The 3096-nt window shown below is 40.1% G+C and carries 2 protein-coding genes and 1 pseudogene; all 3 read right to left on the reverse strand.

What is annotated here, in order from left to right:
- Positions 1 to 1455 (reverse strand): annotated as a pseudogene (locus tag Q0940_RS16950) (hypothetical protein); the annotation flags it as partial.
- A 250-nt stretch (positions 1456 to 1705) separates the two neighbouring features.
- Positions 1706 to 2797 carry an AraC family transcriptional regulator gene (locus tag Q0940_RS16955; RefSeq protein WP_299271120.1) on the reverse strand — a complete coding sequence of 364 codons (1092 nt, stop codon included), beginning with the start codon at positions 2795 to 2797 and terminating at the stop codon, positions 1706 to 1708.
- Between the two features lie 21 nt (positions 2798 to 2818).
- Positions 2819 to 3096 (reverse strand): hypothetical protein (locus Q0940_RS16960; protein ID WP_299271121.1); only part of this gene is annotated, 278 nt, incomplete at its 5' end.

The following is a 3096-nucleotide window of genomic DNA, read 5'->3' on the forward strand; positions in this document are numbered from 1 at the left end:
TATTGATACAACATCTTTATTGCTACTGGCTACGGTAGCTTCAGTGTTATTACCGCCATTACTAGTATCACCCCAAGCAGTAACCGAGCCATCACTGTGCAGTGCTGCAAAGGCAAAATATGTCGCGCTTATTGATACAACATCATTAGTCCCATCAAGTTCAGTAGCAACCGAACTGCTATTACCGCCCTTATCACTATCCCCCCAAGTGGTGACCGAGCCGTTACTATGCAGTGCAGCAAAGGCTTGTCCTGTAGCACTTATTGATACAACATCATTAGTACCGTCGATATCAGCAGCAACCGCACTGCTATCACCGCCATAGCTACTGTGCCCCCAAGTGGTGACCGAGCCATCATTATGCAGTGCAGCGAAGGCATTGGTTGTAGCACTTATTGATACAACATCATTAGTCCCATCAAGTTCAGTAGCAACCGAACTGCTATCTCCGCCATAGCTACTAACCCCCCAAGTGGTGACCGAGCCGTTACTGTGCAGTGCAGCAAAGGCTCTTTCTGTAGCGCTTATTGATACAACCTGATTGGTACCATCAAGTTCAGCAGAAACCGCAGAGCTGTCGCCGCTAACGCTACTATACCCCCAAGTGGTGACGGAGCCGTTACTGTGCAGCGCAGCAAAGGCACCAGTTGTACCACTTATTGATACAACAGGGTTAGTACCATCAAGTTCAGCAGAAACCGAACTGCTATTACCGCCATATTCACTATCCCCCCAAGTGGTGACCGAGCCATCACTGTGCAGTGCCGCAAATGCGCGTTCACTACTAGTAATAGACTCAACACGCACCACACCTTGGGTAACCGTTAAGGTGTAAGTAATGCTTTGCTCAAGAAAGTCATCACTTGCCGCTTCCGTCGCTGTAATAATGGTTGTTCCAGCACCTACAGGGGTGACTTCACCGCTGTTTGTATCAGCATTTGTTACAGTTCCCACTTTAGTGTTCGATGAAGTATACGTAATAACACCGCCATTACCGCCGGTGGCCACTTGCGTAAATGCCGCGTCATCGGTGGTTTTTGTTATACCAAACTCAGTAACGTCAGTGCCAAATACCAGGGCTTGTCCCGCTATTTTATTAACCGTTAACGTGTAGCTAACGCTTTGCTCAAGAAACTCGTCACTTGTCGCCTCCGTTGCGGTGATAGTGGTGGTTCCCGCAGCAATAATAGTGACTTCACCACTATCATTTACACTAGCGACATTAAGCTCTGATGAAGAGTACGTGATAACACCGCCATTACCGCCTGTAACTACTTGGCTAAATGCAGCGTCGGTGGTTATTTTTGTTATACCAAGCTCAGTAACGTCAGTACCAAATACTAATGCCTGACCTGCCACCTTAACAACCGGCGTATCTACTTCCTCAGTACCTTTATTTGATTTACTGCAACCAAATAACAACACAGCAAGTAACACCACAAAACATTTCTTCATGAGTACATCCATAACTAGCTCTCTTTAAATAGGAAATTAATATTCTTTAACATAGGTATTATTTCATTTAGCTAAACAAAACAATATTACACGGCATTACACGTAGCAAAATGCACGTGACAAATGCTCGTAGCAAAATAAAATTACATTGCTGAGTAGGATAAATAAAAAACAGATGTGTCGATATATGCAGAGGTGGGGAATGTTTGCTTAAATGTCTCAACCTTTATCGTATTTGTCTCATGCAGGTCTATTTTTGCAATAAAACTCGATTTAACCATGCACTTATTAACAGAGAATTAGCTGTAGGTTGTTCATTGGGATCATTCAAATCAACCATTTTGTAGGTATTAGTTAGATGGATAGATTCTGAAGGTGAGACGCCGAATTCTTCTTTAAATAACAAGCTAAAATTAGATAAAGATTTAAACCCTGACTGAAAGGCAATAGTCGATATTTGTGGTTTTGTTTCTTCGTTACTGCACAGTAAGTGATACGCATGATGTAATCTTTGCTTCCTAATAAAATTTGCAACCCCGCCTAAAGCCGCTGTTATACGGTAAAGTTTTGCTCTAGAAATATTATATTTTGTGCAAATATCAGCCACATTAAAATCAACACTTTGGATATTTGCACAGATATATTCTTTAATTTTAAATAATAGATAATTATCTGATCTAGGAGGAGTAAGAACAGCTGTTTTGATATGATTTTGTAAGGCTGATATAACCAATTCAATGGTCAATTTAGAAACGTCTGAAATTTCATTCTGAGTAATATATTGTGCTTCTTGTCTTAACATCCTCAGATGATTTACTAATAGGCGAGTCATCACACTTGCTTGGTCTAACGTTTGTAGATGTAATCCCTCTATGTTTATACCATATTTGCTTATAACATCTCTTGGTATAACAAGACTTATAGTATCAATTATAGGGGTAATGCCAGTGACCTCCCGTGACATATCAAGGATAGTTATCCCACCAGCACCATTACGAATGCTACTGCCGTCACCAGAGAAATCACAATATCCATCTAATATTAATTTAACAATTACGCCATCATAGCCAGATTTAAGCGCTCGCTCTGTATTACTGTAATATTTTTGCGGAGTGGCTCCTGCGTTAATACATAGGAAGTTTTTAAAAAAATAACCACTTACTTTAGCTTCAAAGGTAGCATCCTCAACATTAGCATCTTCAACGTTAGCGCCTTGAGCTTGCTCTGGTGTAAGATTTGATGTTTGATAAAATGGATGCATAACATCTCGCCACGCCACTTTTTTATGTTCAGTAGGAAGCGTAGAAGTACAAAAATGAAAAGATGATATTTTCTGGCTCATGTATGATTTTAATAATTTTTATTATAGGATTTGACCCAATAATACTAATATTGCGGTATCAAAACTACCTATAAATGCTTGAATGTTTGAATGCTTGAATGCTTGAATGCTTGAATGCTTGAATGCTTGAATGCTTGAATGCTTGAATGCTTGAATGCTTGAATGCTTGAATGCTTGAATGCTTGAATGCTTGAATGCTTGAATGCTTGAATGCTTGAAAGCTTTAATGCTTGAATGCTTGAATGCTTGAATGCTTGAATGCTTGAATGCTTGAATGCTTGAATGCTTGAATGCTTGAA

Origin of the sequence: uncultured Psychrosphaera sp. (assembly GCF_947500655.1) — a bacterium.
Lineage (GTDB): Bacteria > Pseudomonadota > Gammaproteobacteria > Enterobacterales > Alteromonadaceae > Psychrosphaera.